This window comes from Cupriavidus sp. PB-02 (assembly GCF_058252315.1).
Genome location: NZ_CM177695.1, coordinates 1,536,598 through 1,550,961 on the forward strand (window position 1 = coordinate 1,536,598; position 14,364 = coordinate 1,550,961).

Below are 14,364 nucleotides of genomic sequence, written 5' to 3' on the forward strand. Positions count from 1 at the left end.
TTGTGCGACGGCCTCGTTCTGAGAGCGGGCGGGGCAGGGCGGGCCCGGGCTGAATGGCGGCGCTGCAAGCTGCGGCCGCGCCGCGGCCGCGGTTTCCCACGCTTTCCTCACGCGGTGCATGATTGGCCTCGGCCGCTTTGCCCTTCGCGCCTTGCCGTCCTACAACTGGAGTGTGGGCCGGAAGGCACCGGACCGCATTCGAGGAGGAGCATCATGTGCCGCTGGCTGGCCTACTCGGGCAAATCCGTTGCGCTGGAAACGGTGCTGTTCCAGCCGGAACACTCGCTGATCGACCAGAGCCTGAATTCGCGGCTGGGTCATACCACCACCAATGGCGACGGTTTCGGCGTCGGGTGGTACGGACGTCACTCGGAAGTGCCGTTCCGCTACCGCTGCCTGCACCCGGCCTGGAGCGACACCAACCTGCGCGAGACGGCGCGGGCGGTGCGGGCACCGCTGTTCGTCGCCCACGTGCGCGCGGCCACCGGCACGCCGACGCAGGAGACCAACTGCCATCCGTTCCGCTTCGGCCGCTGGCTCTTCGTCCATAACGGCCTGATCCGCGAATACCCCCTCGTGCGGCGCGATCTGATGATGGCCGTGGCGCCGCACCTGTTCCGCTGGATCGAGGGATCGACCGATTCCGAGGTGATGTTCTTCCTGGCCCTGAGCTTTGGCCTGGAGCGCGACCCGCGCGGCGCGCTGGAGCAGATGGCGGGGCTGATCGAGGACGTCGGCCACCGCTACGACGTGCAGTTTCCGCTCAACATGACCGTCTGCGTGACCGATGGCCAGCAGATCGTGGCGGCGCGTTACTCGAGCGAGGCCGACTCGCGCACGCTGTTCCACAGTACCTCGTTCCGGCAGTTGCGCGCGCTCTATCCGGACGACCCGCGCATCATCGCCGCCGGCGACAATGCCTTCCTGGTGCTGTCCGAGCCGCTGATCGACGTGCAGGGCGTGTGGGAGGAGATTCCCGAGGCGACCATCCTGATTGCCCGCAATGGCGAGATCGAGCACAACCGCTTCTTGCCGCGGCTGCCGAACCGTTCGACATAAGTAAGGGGCAGCGAAGGGGCAGCGTCAGGGGCGCCGCGAGGCGGGTGGCGTCGGACCTGGCAGGCGCCAGGGTACGTCGTGCGCACTTCAGATCAACTAGAATAGCTATCGTGATCTCCGGCGGTGATGTGCATGCCGCATGCACCGGCCGGGAAGAGGAGGCGAGATGAGTTCGGGGTCGAATTCGACTTCGGCACAAAGCCCACACGACGGTAAGGAGCCAGTGGTCTATGTGGTCGACGACGACGAGGGGATGCGACTCGCCCTCGGCGGTCTGCTGCGCTCGGTCGGGCTGCGCGTGGAGACATTCGAATCGTCGCAGGACTTTCTTGCTTTCCCGAAGACCGACGCCCCCAGTTGCCTGATTCTCGATGTCAGGCTGCGCGGCGAAAGCGGCCTTTCCTTCCAGGAGCACGTTGCGAAGAGCGGCGTGCGCATGCCGATCGTATTCATGACAGGGCATGGCGACATCGCGATGACAGTCAAGGCCATGAAAGCGGGAGCAGTCGATTTCCTCGCGAAGCCGTTTCGCGACCAGGACATGCTTGACGCAGTTGCCAATGCGTTGGCGCGCGACGGGGAACGTCTCGCGGCCGAACAATCGATCGCGGCGCTTCGTGCTGCCTACGGCTCGCTGACACCGCGCGAACGAGAAGTCATGGGGTTCGTCGTGGCCGGCCTGATGAACAAGCAAATCGCCTCCGAGATGAATCTCAGTGAGATTACCGTGAAGATTCACCGTGGGCAGGTAATGAAGAAAATGGCGGCGCGATCCGTCGCGGATCTCGTCAGAAAATCAGAATCACTGGGCGTCGATCCGCAGCCGCAGAAGTCGCCTTGAGATCGGCGGCGTCGGATCGTCGATTTCCGCTACGGCTGGTCCAGCGCGACGCTGAGCCAATGCGCAATGGCATCGGCATCGACCGGCTTGTCGAGTACAGCCAGCGCGCCGCTCGCCAGGGCCTTCGCCTTCAGGTCGTCCGTCGGGAACGCCGTGATGAAAATGGTCGGCGGCGCATATCCGAGTGCCAGGATGCGGTCGTGCATCGCAATCCCCGACATGCCGGGCATCATGACGTCGGAAATCAGGAATGACGTCGCGGCGATTTGGCCGGATTGCAGGAATTCCTCTGCCGATGCGAACAGGCATGTTTGCCTGCCGAACGAGCGTACGAGACTCGCCGTCGCGAGGCGGACGGCCTCGTCGTCATCGACAATCGAAACTAGCTGGGCGGAACACAAGGGACCCCTCCACCTTCAGGAAAGAGCGCACGCAGCCAGAACGGCGCCGGGTGCTTCACGTGCGTCTACGATACCCAGCGTAATTCTCATATCAGCGGCCGAGAATCATACAAACGTATAGGCGCGCCGCAAGCAGATCGCCAAAGCCTGCCCCGAAGACCGTCTACGCCAGGTATCGTGCAGATCCGCTGAAACGGCGAATACATACTTTGATATGAGTCCCGGCGGTCCGTAATAGGAGTTCCGGCGTTCCGTACATCTCAGCCGTGGGCGCGTGCCCCGGTCCCGCGGGTCATACCCTGGTATGAGCGTTCGAAGCCTATGTAGGGGCAGCGCTACCCGTCCGTAGAATGGGTTTGTAGCGCCCGCGCGCCTACCCTAGTCTCATGGCCGGTGCGATTGCGCAGTGCGCCAAATGGTGGGGGCTCTCAATGGAACAATCGGATACATCGCAGCGTGGCTTTCGCGTTGGCTTGCCAAATAGCGCTGATACTTTGTCCGCCTGTTTCGCGACGAGCTACACCGGAATCATCGCGTTCATGGCGGTCGCCACGGAGGGAAGCTTCGCCAAGGCGGGGGAGCGGTTGGGGATCGGGCGCTCGGCGGTCTGCCGAAATGTCCAGAAGCTTGAAACGCAGCTAAGTACGCGCCTGTTTCTCCGCACCACGAGGACAACACAGCTGACGCGAGAGGGCGAGAGATTCTTCGAGAACTGCAACCAGGGCGTGACCCACATTGTCGAGGCAATGAACGACATGCTGGAGCTCCGCCAGGGGCCGCCTCGTGGCTTGCTTCGCATCAGCTCGACAGTCGGGTTCGGACGCAAGGTGGTTGCGCCGCTGCTTTCCAGGTTCTCCGAGGTCTACCCCGATATCGCGGTCGACCTGCTTCTGGATGACCGGCCAACAGATTTCGCTTCCGAACAGATCGATGTCGCATTTCGCGATGGCCGCATCGAGGATTCCAGCATCATTGCGAAACAGTTGATTCCGATGCAGATGGTACTGTGCGCGTCCCGTTCCTATGCCGAGACGCGGGGACTGCCCTCTACGCTGGAAGAGCTGAGGCAGCACGACTGTATCAACTTAAGATTCGCCGGCGGTCGCGTCCTGGATTGGGAGTTCAAGGTTGACGGCCATATGCGAAAGTATCTGCCGACCGCCAGATTGACTTTCAATGACGCAGACCTAGTACTGAAGGCAGTCCTGGATGGCCGCGGAATTGCCCAGATGCCGGCGTATCTGATTCGCGATCACATCGCGAGCCATGAGCTCGTCATGGCGTTAAGGCGGTATGTGCCGGACGACCGGGGCCACTACATCTGCTACCTCTGCCGACAGCATTTGCCGTCACGCATTCGTGTGTTTGTCGATTTCATGACTGAGCAGATCCGCGCGCTCGATCTGAATTACCTGACCGACTTCGACACGCATGACACCGGGACTTCGACAGAAAAGCTGGCGGCCTGAATCTGGTTTCGGTCGCACCAGCAGCGGATCGTCAAACATGTGAAGGCAATGCCACAAGTTCGCGCCAGACAGGCGCTATTGGTCGTGACCCTCCGCCTTTTCCTCAGACTTCACGCGGGGTATCGCCTTCGACGAAGTGGCCTCAACGGCGCTTGCCCCATCCCGTCCCTCCGACCACTCCCGATGGCGCCGCGGTGTATTCTGGAGAGCGATTGGTAATCGCGGAGCTGCCGTGTTGTAAGTCGCTTTCGGAGCGTGCCCTGCCCGGATTATGCTCGGACGAACATAGCGTCCAACCCAATAACGGGCGGCAGTTTGCTGGCAGCGTGCGGCAGATGAAGACCTACATATGGTTCCGGCGCCGATGGGTAACAGACTCCAGATCTTGTGGGACGATGGCGAGCGCGTCTTGTGTCGCGGGCAGCGCCCGGGCGAGGAGGGCGGCCCCAACGTCCTGCTTGCGCGGCCAGCCGCCGAGCATCCACTACCCGCCACCCTCGATCGCCTCGCACACGAGCTTGGGCTGAAGGACGAACTCGATGCCGCGTGGGCGGTCCGGCCGCTGGAGCTGGTGCGCGAAGGCGGCCGGACCCTGCTGGTACTCGATGACCCCGGTGGCGAGCCGCTGGCGCAACTGCTCGGCGCGCCCATGGAGATGGAAAATTTCTTGCGGCTCGCCGCCGGCATCGCTGCGGCGCTGTGCAAGCTCCACCAGCGCGGCCTCGTCCATAAGGATCTCAAGCCCACCCATATCCTGGTGAACTGCACCGACGGAAAGGCGCGGCTCACCGGATTCGGCCTCGCTTCGCGGCTGCCGCGCGAGCGGCAGGCGCCCGAGCCGCCCGAGACCATCGCCGGCACGCTTGCCTATATGGCGCCCGAGCAGACCGGCCGGATGAATCGCTCGATCGATTCGCGCAGCGACCTCTATGCGTTCGGCATCACGCTCTACCAGATGCTGACCGGCGCGCTGCCGTTTACGGCCGCCGAGCCCATGGAATGGGTGCACTGCCATATCGCCAGAAAGCCGGTTCCGCCCAGCGCACGGGTGACGACCGTCCCTGCCGCGGTCTCCCAGATCGTCATGAAGCTGCTCGCCAAGACGGCCGAGGAGCGTTACCAGACTGCCGCCGGTGTTGAACATGATCTGCAGCACTGCCTGGCCGACTGGCAGCGTCAGCGCCGCGTCGATGACTTCCCGCTGCACGAACGCGACACGCCTGACCGGCTGCTGATTCCCGAGAAGCTGTACGGGCGGGAGCACGAGGTCGACACCCTGGTCGCCGCGTTCGCCAGGATCGTCGGGAGCAGCGCGCCGGAGCTGGTGCTGGTCTCCGGCTATTCCGGCATCGGCAAATCCTCAGTCGTCAATGAACTGCACAAGGTGCTGGTGCCGCCGCGGGGGCTCTTTGCGTCCGGCAAGTTCGACCAGTACAAGCGCGACATCCCTTATTCGACGCTGGTGCAGGCATTTCAAAGCCTGGTGCGGCCGCTTCTTGGCAAGTCCGACACGGAGCTGGCGAGCTGGCGCAGTGCGTTGCTGGAGGCGCTGGACCCCAATGCGGGCCTCATGACCGACCTCATTCCCGAACTGAAGCTCATCATCGGTGAGCCGCCACCGGTCCCGGAGCTTGAGCCACAACAGGCGCAACGCCGTTTCCTGCTCGTGTTCCGGCGTTTCATCGGTGTATTTGCCAGGGCGGAACATCCGCTCGCGCTCTTTCTCGACGATCTGCAGTGGCTCGACGCGGCGACGCTCGACCTGCTCGAGGATCTGCTGACCGGTTCGGATCTGCGGCACCTGATGCTAATCGGCGCCTACCGCGACAACGAGGTCGATGCCACGCATCCGCTGACGCGCAAGCTTCAGGCCATCAGGAACGCGGGCGTCAAGATCGATGAAATCAGGCTGGCGCCGCTTGCCAGTGAGCACGTCCAGCAGCTGACCGCGGAGGCGCTTCACTGCGAGCCGGAGCGCATCGAGCCCCTGGCTCGACTGGTGCATGACAAGACCGCCGGCAATCCATTCTTCGTCATACAGTTCCTGCACGCGCTGGTCGAAGAGGATTTCCTCACCTTCGATCATGACGCGGGGCATTGGCGCTGGGATCCCGATCGCATCCATGCCAAGGGCTACACCGACAATGTGGTGGACCTGATGGTCGGCAAGCTGACCCGCCTGCCGGCTGCGACGCAGCAGGCGTTGCAGCAGCTTGCCTGTCTCGGGAACGTCGCCGAGATCGCGACACTTTCGACCGTTCTCGGCACCCCGGAGGCGCAGGTCCACGCGGCGTTGTGGGAGGCGATTCGCCAGGAACTGGTCGAGCGCCCGGACGGCGCCTATGCGTTTGTTCACGACCGGGTTCATGAAGCCGCCTATTCGCTGACCCCCGAAGCTTCGCGCGCCGAGGCCCATCTGCGGATCGGGCGGTTGCTCGCCGCGCAGACGGCCCCGGAAAAGAGGGAAGAGGCAATCTTCGAGATCGCGGGCCAGCTCAATCGCGGCGCCGCGCTGATCACCGGGCAGGACGAGCGGGAGCAGCTGGCCGAGTTCAACCTGATCGCCGGCCAGCGCGCCAAGGCGTCGACGGCCTATGCCTCGGCGCTCTCCTATCTCGTCACCGGTGCGGAACTGTTGGGCGACGATTGCTGGGAGCGCCGGCATGACCTGATCTTTGCGCTGGAGCTGAACCGGGCCGAATGCGAATTCCTGACAGGGCAGTTGGCGGCTGCGGACGAGCGTTTGGCGGCGCTGTCCGATCGCGCCACCACAACGGTCGAAAGAGCCCTCGTCGCGTGCCTGCAACTGGATGTCTACCTGGTCCTCGATCGGAGCGAGCGCGCGGTCGCGGTCTGTCTCGCCTACCTCCGGCATGTCGGAATCGAGTGGTCACCCCATCCGGACGACGACGAGGTGCGGCGCGAATACGACAGCATCTGGTCACGGCTAGGGGACCGTGCCATCGAGGACCTCATCGATTTGCCGCTGATGGAGGACGCGGCCTCCCTCGGGACCGTCGAGGCGCTGAGCAAGCTCTTCGCGCCGGCCTTGCAGACCGATGCGAACCTGGCTTGCCTGACGATCTGCAAGGCGGTCAGTCTCAGCCTCGAGCGGGGCAACTGCGATGCTTCCTGTGTGCTATATGCCAATGTCGGCAGGGTTGCCGGACGGCGTTTCGGCGACTACCAGGCCGGATATCGGTTCGGCCAGCTCGGCTGCGAACTCGTCGATCGACGCGGGCTCAAACGCTTTGAGGCCAAGACCTATCTTTGCTTCTCGATTTTTGTCGTACGCTGGCTGAAACCCGTGCGGACTTGCCGCGATCTGCTGCGCCGCGCATTCGCCGCGGCGAACCGGATCGGAGACCTCCCGTATGGCGCTTATGCGGGCAACAGCCTCAACTCGGACCTGCTCTTCGCCGGCGAGCCGCTGCCCGAGGTGCAAAGCGAAGCCGAACACGGACTTGCGTACGCCCAGAAGGTGCGGTTCGGTCTTGTCATCGACTTCATCGCCACGCAACTCGCGCTGATCCGGATGCTCCGCGGCCTGACGCCGACGTTCGGCTGCTTTGACGACGGGCAGTTCAATGAGCTTCGCAACGAAGCCCATCTGTCCAGCAACCCTGGCCTGGCGCTCGCTGCATGCTGGTACTGGACCCGGAAACTGCAGGCGCGCTATCTCGCCGGCGACTATGCGGCGGCCATGGATGCCGCATCGAAGGCGGAACAGCTGCTCTGGACCTCATCCTCGTTCTTCGAGGAAGCCGAATATCACTTCTACGGCGCGCTTGCCCACGCCGCCTGCTGGGACTTCGCCCCGGTCGACGTGCAGCCTCAGCACCTGGACGCCATGGCTGCGCATCACCGGCAGCTCCAGGTCTGGGCGGAAAACTGCCCGGAGAATTTCGGGAACCGCGCCGTGCTGGTCGGGGCCGAGATCGCCCGCCTCGAAGGCCGCGTGGTGGATGCTGAGCAGCTTTACGAGCAGGCGATCCACCTGGCGCAGGAAAGCGGCTTTGTCCACACTGAGGCGCTCGCCAACGAACTCGCGTCCCGCTTTTACGCGGCGCGCGGGCTTGAGAAGATCGCCCGTGTGTATCTACAGGACGCCCGCTACGGCTACCTGCGTTGGGGAGCCGATGGGAAGGTGCGGCAACTCGAGGAAAGGTATCCGTTCCTGAGAACGGAAGAGCCCGCGCTTGGCCCGACGAACACGATCGCAACGCCGGTCGAACACCTCGACCTCGCGACCGTGATCAAGGTGTCGCAGGCCGCCTCGGGCGACATCGTCCTGGAAAAGCTGATTGATATGGTCATGCGTACGGCCATCGAACAGGCCGGCGCCGAACGAGGTCTGTTGATCCTGTCGGACGGCGGCGAACAACGGATCGCAGCGGAAGCGACGACCGGCGGCGACGCGACCCAGTTGCAGCTGCGCGATGTGCCGGTGAGCGCGGCGATGCTGCCGGAGTCGATCCTCTACCATGTCCTGCGCACCCGGGAGAGCGTCTTTCTCGACGATGCCGCAGCCGAGTCCCCGTTTGCCGCAGATCCTTACATCCGTCAGCATCGCGCCCGTTCCATTCTCTGCCTGCCCTTGATGGATCAGGCAAAGCTCACCGGCGCGCTCTACCTCGAAAACAATCTGACTGCGCGCGTGTTCAGCCCGACCCGCATCGCCATGCTGAAACTGGTGGCCTCGCAGGCCGCGATCTCGCTGGAGAATGCCCGTTTGTACCGCGACCTCACGGAACGCGAGGCAAAGATCCGGCGCCTCGTCGACGCCAACATCATCGGGATCATCATGTGGAATGCCGGTGGCGACATTCTTGAGGCCAATGACGCGTTTCTTCGCATGGTGGGATACGAACGGGAGGATCTTGTCTCGGGTCGCGTACGCTGGAAGGATCTGACACCGCCGGAATGGCGTGAGGGCACCGAACGCGCCGTGGCAGAGGCCGGGCAGACGGGGCTCACCCAGCCCTACGAGAAGGAGTACATCAGGAAGGATGGCAGCCGTGTGCCCGTCATAGTCGGTGCGGCCACTTTCGAAGCAAGCCGGAAGGAGGGGGTCGCTTTTGTGCTCGATCTGACCGAGCGCAAGCAGGCGGAGGAAAGAGTCCGCGAGAGCGAGCGGCGCTATCGCGAGGTGCAGACGGAACTGGCACACGCGAACCGCGTCGCAACCATGGGGCAGCTCACGGCCTCGATCGCTCACGAAGTCAACCAGCCGATCGCCGCGACGGTGACCAACGCCCAGGCTGCACTGCGGTGGCTCAGCGCCCAGCCTCCTAATGTCGAAGAGGTCAGGCAGGTGCTTGGCCGTATTATCAAGGATGCCAATCGAGCGGGGGACGTGCTCGGCCGGATCCGTGAGCTGATCAGGAAGACGCCACCGCGGAAGGAATCGGTGGACATCAACGCGGCGATCCGCGAGGTGATCGAGCTCACCCGTGGCGAAGCCACGAAGAGCGGGGCCGCGGTGCAGACGCAACTCGCGGACGGTTTGCCATGCATCGAAGGAGACCGTGTCGGCCTGCAACAAGTGCTCCTCAACCTGACCATCAACGCGCTCGAGGCAATGAGAGGCGTCAGCGACGGCGAACGAGAATTGCTCATCAGCACAGGGAACGACACTGACTGCGTGCTCGTGACAATGCGAGATTCGGGGCCCGGCTTTGCTCCGGACGGCGCCGAGCGCGTCTTCGCTCCCTTCTACACCACGAAGCCCGCCGGTTTGGGGATGGGGCTGTCGATCTGCCGGTCGATCATCGACGCGCATGGCGGCCGATTGTGGGCGAGCGAGAACCTGCCATGCGGCGCCATCGTTCAATTCACCGTGCCCACCCATCCGGCCGCTGCTTCGTGATCGCCACGCAGCCCCATGCGGGCGTCCGGGCGTTGCGCTGGCCAGCGTGAACGCACGACACAGAATTGAAGTGAGTCTTGGCGCGACCTATTGCCCCGACGCATCGCGTTGTTGTAGAATCCGCGCTTCGCTGAAAGGCGATGTATTCCCTGATAGCTCAGTCGGTAGAGCGACGGACTGTTAATCCGCAGGTCCCTGGTTCGAGCCCAGGTCGGGGAGCCATGCATGCGGGAGTAGCTCAGTTGGTAGAGCGCAACCTTGCCAAGGTTGAGGTCGCGAGTTCGAGACTCGTCTCCCGCTCCAGATCGTTCCGGTTGTCTCGCATCCGGCGCGTATGCCCATGTGGCTCAGTGGCAGAGCACTCCCTTGGTAAGGGAGAGGTCGGCAGTTCGATCCTGCCCATGGGCACCATCTCACTTGTTTGGTTCGGCATCGCGCAAGACCTGCGTGGTGCCATGCTCGTGCACGCGGTGCCGCGGGTGAGCGCTCATCGGATCACCTTCTGGACCAGGCTCACCGCGATCGCCAGCACCGCCACTGCCGCCAGCGCGCGGAAGTGGTCGAGATTGGCCAGCAGCGCGGACTGCTGCGCCAGCACCTGCGCGATCTGCGCCGTGGCGAGCTCCGCGGCGCGAACCGGTTCCATCGAGGCGGAGAACGCCGCCGTGAAGCGCGCGTAGGTCTCCTGGTACTGCGGGTTGGCAGGATTGATCGCGCCATGCAGCGTGCCGTAGTGCAACGTCGTCAACCACTGCTGCCCGACCGTGGCAAGCGTCACGCCCAGCGCCTGGCCCATCTGCCCCAGCATGTTCTTGGTCTGCTGCGCGTGCGAGAACACCGACTCGTCGTGCATGACGCCGTTGAAAGTCTGCATGGCCGTGACGGGAATCAGCGTCATGATGAAAACTCCATAGAGCGCGAGCGCGGGCAGCACATGGCCCCACAGGTCAGGCGCGGGCGGGGTCCGGCTCATCAGCCAGGCTGAGGCCGCCAGCGCCAGGAAGCCCGCGACAAAGTACTTGCGCGGGCTGGGCCAGCGCGGCAGCAGGCGCGTCATTGTCAGCCAGGTCGCGACGCCGGCGGCCAGGCCAAGCGCATAGAACTGCCCGGTGGTGGCCCATGAATGTCCCAGCGAGCGCTGCAGCATGATCGGCAGCAGATAGCCGTTCGAACCGAGCGTGACATAACAGAAAGTAAAGAGCGCCAGGCCGCTCAGGTAGCGCGGCTCGACCAGGCTGCGCAGCTTGAGCAGCGGACGTGCGCTTTTGGATTCGGTCCAGATGAATGCCAACAGGGCGCTGGCGCCCGTGGCGGCGCCGATCACGAGCCACAGCCGGTCGGCGTAGAAGTCGTAGTAGGAACGCTGCAGCACGAACAGGAGTAGGAAGCTGCCGACCGCCAGCGCCGCAAGCCGCACCGGATGGGCGTCCGAGCGTTGCGCCGGCGCCAGCGTGGCCGTGGGCAGGACGCTGGTGGCGGGGAGCAGCGCCAGCGCGGCCGCGGCCGCCAGCCAGAAGATCAACGGCCAGCGGTCCGAGGTGACGATGGCCGAGGCCAGCCAGGGCGCGAGCGCCATGCCGCCGCACACGCCCGTGGCCAGCGCCTTGATGCCGAGAAAGCGCGCAGGGCTGGGCGGAATCAGATTCACCGCCAGCCGAGACGAAGTCACCATGCCCGCGCAGCCCAGCGCCATCACCATGCGGCCAACCAGGAAGGCCGGATAGCTTTCGGCATTCGCGCACAGGATCGCACCGGTCGCAGCCACGCCGAGCGCGGCCTGGACATAGCGGCGCCATCCCACGCGCTCCACCATCCAGCGCTGCAGCGCGATCACCACCACGGCCACGCTGGCGTAGGCCGCCGCGACGGTGCTGTACTCCTCGGGGCTGGCGCCGATCTCGCCCATGATGGGGGTGGCGGCGAAAGCCACCATGCCGTTCTGCAGGAAGTCGATCGAGGTCAGCGCGCCGATCGTCAGCAGCAGCAGGCCTTGGGGTTTAGCGGGTTTCATGCCGGCGTCTCCGTTGTATGGCGGTGCCTACAGGTTCTCTTGGACAATGCGGCGCACCAGTTCGTCGGCGCGGGCCAGTTCGTCGGCGAACACCGTGGTGCGGTAGTTCTGGCCCGACGCATCGACGGCGACCAGCCGCTTGCCGTCGCGCGAACGCGTATCGACGGAGACCTTCATCGACAGGCCGATCTGCAGCGGGTGGGCCGCGACTTCCGCGGGGGTGAGCGCGATACGCACCGGCACGCGCTGCACCACCTTGATCCAGTTGCCGGTGGCGTTCTGCGCCGGCAGCAATGCAAAGGCACTGCCGGTGCCGGCGTCCTGCCCGATGACACGGCCGTGGAACACCACGCCGTCGCCGTACAGGTCGGTGGTCAGCGTGACCGGCTGGCCCAGGCGGATATCGCGCAATTGCGATTCCTTCAGGTTGGCCGTAACCCACAGGTGGTCCAGCGGCACCACCGACATCATCGGCACCCCGGCGCTAACACGCTGCCCCACCTGCACCGAGCGCTTGGTGACCACCCCGCCGACCGGCGCCGGAATGCGCGTGCGCGACAGCGCGATGCGGGCATTGCGCACCTGGGCGGCTGCCGCCTGCACGTCGGGGTGGGAGTCCACCGAGGTGCGCTCGACCAGTGCCTGGTTGCGCTTGAGCTGCTCGGTCGCCATGGCCAGCGACGCCTTCGCGCTGCGCACGGCGTGCCTGGCGTGGACCAGTTCCTCGCCCGAGATCGCGCCACTGGCGACCAGCGCCGAGCGGCGCGCCATGTCCTCCTGGGCCCGCGCCAGGTCGGCCGAGCGCAGTTCCACGTTGGCCCGGTCCTGGCCGGCGGCGGCAAACTGGCCACGCACCTGGCGCACCGTGCGGGCCAGTTGGGCCTGCGCCGCGGCGAGGGCGAGCTGTGCATCGACGCCGTTGAGTTCGACCAGCGTCTTGCCGGAGTCGACCAGGTCGGTGTTGTCAGCGAGGATCGCGGTGACAACACCGCCTACCTGCGGCGTCACCTGCACCACATTGCCTTCGACATAGGCGTCTTCCGTCGATACCCAATAGCGAGCGTATTGCAGCCAGTAGCCGGCTGCGGCGGCGAGAGCGACGGCGACCGAGGCGGCGGCGACGATGCGCCAGCGGCGCGCCGGGCGGACGTCAGCCTGTTCCGTCGGTGTGTCGATGGCAGATTTGGATTGGCTGGCGGGGTTCATGATGCGCTCCTTGCCACGGGGGTTTTGGCCGTGCCCGTGTCGTTGGCGGGCGCGGCAGCCGTTTCGTATCCGCCGCCGAGGGCGCGGATCAGTTCCAGGTGCAGCGTGCGTTCCTGGGTTTCGAGATCGATCAGCAATTGCTTCTGCTGCAGGACCTGGCCTTCGGCCGACAGCACCTGCAGGTAGTTGCCGACGCCGCTGCGATAGCGCGACACGGCCATGTCGTAGGCCTCCTGCGTCAGCTGCAGCGCCTGGTGCTGTTCGCCGGCGCGCTCGGCCAGCCAGCGCAGCGACACCAGCTGGCTGACCACGTCGTGCAGGGCGGTGACCAGCGTGGCGTTGTATTGCTCCGCGGCGGCGTCGTACTCCGCCTGCCGCGCGCCGAGGTTGGAGCGCAGCCGGCCCCCATCGAAGATGGGCAGCGAGATCGCCGGGCCGATGCCGAAGGTGCGGCTGCCCGCCGTCAGCAGGTCCGACAGGCTCAGGCTTTGCAGGCCGGCAAACGCGGTCAGGCTGATGTTGGGATAGAACTGGGCCTTGGCCGCCTTGATGTCATGGCTGGCGGCTTCCACGCGCCAGCGCTGCGCGACCACGTCCGGCCGGCGGCCGATCAGCTCGGCCGGCAGCGAAGCCGGGACTGCTACCGCGTAGTCATCGCGAAGCTGCGGGCGGCGGATATCGGCGCCCGCGTCCGGGCCCTTGCCGACCAGAGCGGCGAGCTGGTTCTGGGTCAGCGCAATGATCTCGTTGATCGCGGCAAGGCGCTCGCGCGTGGCCGGCAGCGCCGCTTCGGCCTGCTTCATGTCGAGCCGCGAGTCGAGTTGCGCGGCCACGCGCTGGCGTGTCAGGTCCAGCGTGTTCTGGCGCTGGCGATAGGTTTGTTCGGTCAGCGCGCGCTGCGCATAGGCGGCGTCGAGCTTCAGGTAGGTCCGCACCACGGACGTGGTCAGGATCAGTTCCGCCGCGTGGTAGTCGACTTCCGCGGCGCGGGCGCGGTCGAGCGCGGCGTCGAACGTCGCCTGGTTCTTGCCCCAGAAGTCCAGTTCGTAGCCGAGGCCAAGCTGCACGTCGCTGGCCCATTTCCAGCTGCCTGCCAGCGGCCGCGGCACGAGGCCGTTCTCGCTGAAGCGCTGGCGCGTGCTCCGGGCGTTCAGGTTGACTTGCGGAGACAGCGCGGCTTCGGCACCGCCCGCCAGCGCATCCGCCTGGCGCACTCGCGCAGCGGCGATGCGCAGCGTCGGCTCTTCGGCCAGGGCCGCCTCGACCAGCGCATCCAGCTGCGGGTCGCCAAAGCCCTGCCACCATGCGCGCTCCGGCCATGCCGCCGGCGACACGGGGGTAGCGCCCAGCGACGCACTCGCGGCAAGGCGGTTGGCATCATCGACCGTGGCCTGCGTTTTCAGCCCCTTCATGCTGGCGCAGCTCGCCAGCAGCACGGCTGCGCCCAGTACGCCGAGACACCGCAAGGCCGGGACGGCACGCGCCTTAAGTGGAATAGTCATCGCCTT

Annotated in this window: 8 protein-coding genes and 3 tRNA genes; 7 read left to right on the forward strand and 4 right to left on the reverse strand. The window is 65.2% G+C overall.

The window, feature by feature from the left end; genetic code table 11:
• Positions 1-213: 213 nt before the first annotated feature.
• Together AC10V3_RS27845 and AC10V3_RS27850 are read left to right on the forward strand one after the other, a co-directional pair.
• A complete protein-coding gene (locus AC10V3_RS27845) occupies positions 214-1,059 on the forward strand; it encodes a class II glutamine amidotransferase (RefSeq protein ID WP_041681779.1) in 846 nt (281 codons plus the stop codon).
• Positions 1,060-1,225: 166 nt separating this feature from the next.
• A complete protein-coding gene (locus AC10V3_RS27850) occupies positions 1,226-1,900 on the forward strand; it encodes a response regulator transcription factor (protein ID WP_022538588.1) in 675 nt (224 codons plus the stop codon).
• 29 nt (positions 1,901-1,929) lie between these two features.
• Here the strand turns inward: AC10V3_RS27850 and AC10V3_RS27855 are convergent, their stop codons facing one another.
• Positions 1,930-2,301 carry a response regulator transcription factor gene (locus AC10V3_RS27855; protein WP_022538589.1) on the reverse strand — a complete coding sequence of 124 codons (372 nt, stop codon included), beginning with the start codon at positions 2,299-2,301 and terminating at the stop codon, positions 1,930-1,932.
• Between the two features lie 431 nt (positions 2,302-2,732).
• Here AC10V3_RS27855 and AC10V3_RS27860 point away from each other — a divergent pair, with 431 nt between their 5' ends.
• From AC10V3_RS27860 to AC10V3_RS27880, 5 genes are all read left to right on the forward strand, one after another.
• Positions 2,733-3,770: a LysR family transcriptional regulator gene (locus AC10V3_RS27860; RefSeq protein ID WP_022538590.1), complete on the forward strand. Its 1,038-nt coding sequence runs from the start codon at positions 2,733-2,735 to the stop codon at positions 3,768-3,770.
• Between the two features lie 364 nt (positions 3,771-4,134).
• Complete coding sequence (locus tag AC10V3_RS27865) at positions 4,135-9,639, forward strand: trifunctional serine/threonine-protein kinase/ATP-binding protein/sensor histidine kinase (protein WP_490923756.1); 5,505 nt, start codon at positions 4,135-4,137, stop codon at positions 9,637-9,639.
• Between the two features lie 146 nt (positions 9,640-9,785).
• Positions 9,786-9,861: transfer RNA gene (locus AC10V3_RS27870), tRNA-Asn, on the forward strand.
• A gap of 5 nt (positions 9,862-9,866) precedes the next feature.
• Positions 9,867-9,942, forward strand: a tRNA-Gly gene (locus tag AC10V3_RS27875).
• A gap of 33 nt (positions 9,943-9,975) precedes the next feature.
• A tRNA-Thr gene (locus tag AC10V3_RS27880) sits at positions 9,976-10,050 on the forward strand.
• A 76-nt stretch (positions 10,051-10,126) separates the two neighbouring features.
• On the opposite strand, the gene AC10V3_RS27885 is transcribed toward AC10V3_RS27880, so the two are convergent.
• Genes AC10V3_RS27885 through AC10V3_RS27895 form a run of 3 tightly spaced genes read right to left on the reverse strand, consistent with a single transcriptional unit; the run spans position 10,127 to position 14,358 of the window.
• A complete protein-coding gene (locus AC10V3_RS27885) occupies positions 10,127-11,650 on the reverse strand; it encodes an MFS transporter (protein ID WP_490923758.1) in 1,524 nt (507 codons plus the stop codon).
• 27 nt (positions 11,651-11,677) lie between these two features.
• On the reverse strand, positions 11,678-12,856 hold the full coding sequence (locus AC10V3_RS27890) for an HlyD/EmrA/EmrK family protein (protein WP_022538593.1): 1,179 nt from the start codon (positions 12,854-12,856) through the stop codon (positions 11,678-11,680).
• Positions 12,853-14,358 carry an efflux transporter outer membrane subunit gene (locus tag AC10V3_RS27895; protein ID WP_454753103.1) on the reverse strand — a complete coding sequence of 502 codons (1,506 nt, stop codon included), beginning with the start codon at positions 14,356-14,358 and terminating at the stop codon, positions 12,853-12,855. Before AC10V3_RS27895 ends, AC10V3_RS27890 begins: the two co-directional genes overlap by 4 nt.
• Positions 14,359-14,364 lie beyond the last annotated feature (6 nt).

Coding starts and splice junctions, on each gene's coding strand:
- AC10V3_RS27860 (WP_022538590.1), top strand. CDS start 2,733: ATGGAACAATCGGATACATCGCAGCGTGGCTTTCGCGTTGGCTTGCCA.
- AC10V3_RS27895 (WP_454753103.1), bottom strand. CDS start 14,358: ATGACTATTCCACTTAAGGCGCGTGCCGTCCCGGCCTTGCGGTGTCTC.
- AC10V3_RS27850 (WP_022538588.1), top strand. CDS start 1,226: ATGAGTTCGGGGTCGAATTCGACTTCGGCACAAAGCCCACACGACGGT.
- AC10V3_RS27885 (WP_490923758.1), bottom strand. CDS start 11,650: ATGAAACCCGCTAAACCCCAAGGCCTGCTGCTGCTGACGATCGGCGCG.
- AC10V3_RS27890 (WP_022538593.1), bottom strand. CDS start 12,856: ATGAACCCCGCCAGCCAATCCAAATCTGCCATCGACACACCGACGGAA.
- AC10V3_RS27865 (WP_490923756.1), top strand. CDS start 4,135: ATGGGTAACAGACTCCAGATCTTGTGGGACGATGGCGAGCGCGTCTTG.
- AC10V3_RS27845 (WP_041681779.1), top strand. CDS start 214: ATGTGCCGCTGGCTGGCCTACTCGGGCAAATCCGTTGCGCTGGAAACG.